Source organism: Lysinibacillus sp. 10T31 (assembly GCF_056394365.1).
Map to the genome: position 1 here is coordinate 1 of NZ_JBFTHS010000199.1, position 466 is coordinate 466.

Annotated in this window: 1 protein-coding gene; it reads left to right on the forward strand. The window is 36.7% G+C overall.

What is annotated here, in order from left to right:
- On the forward strand, nucleotides 1-458 hold a 458-nt coding region (locus tag AC1DCY_RS27625; protein ID WP_477355945.1), incomplete at its 5' end, for an IS3 family transposase.
- Nucleotides 459-466 lie beyond the last annotated feature (8 nt).

Genomic DNA, 466 nt, shown 5'->3' on the forward strand with positions numbered 1-466 from the left:
ATCTAACATATGGAGGCGGCAAACGTGCTTATTTATCAACGATAAAAGACGCCGAAACAAATGAAATTTTAGCTTATGAAGTATCTTCTACAATGAGTATAGAAATTGCGCTCAACACGTTACATAAATTGAAGAAGCATCGCCATTTAAGGGAAGATGCCTTTATCCATTCGGATCAAGGTTTCCACTATACGAATCCAAAATTCCGAGCCTTAGTGAAGAAAATTGGCTTAGGACAGTCCATGTCACGTCGAGGAAACTGTTGGGATAATGCGCCACAAGAATCATTCTTTGGGCATTTTAAAGATGAAACAACTATTAGAGCATGTGAAACGTTAGAAGAAGTAAAAAAAGAAATTAAGAGTTATATGATTTACTACAATCATTATCGAGGGCAATGGAATTTAAAAAAGCTGCCGCCTGCAAAATACAGACAGCAGCTTCAAAAAGTTGCCTAACCTTTTTT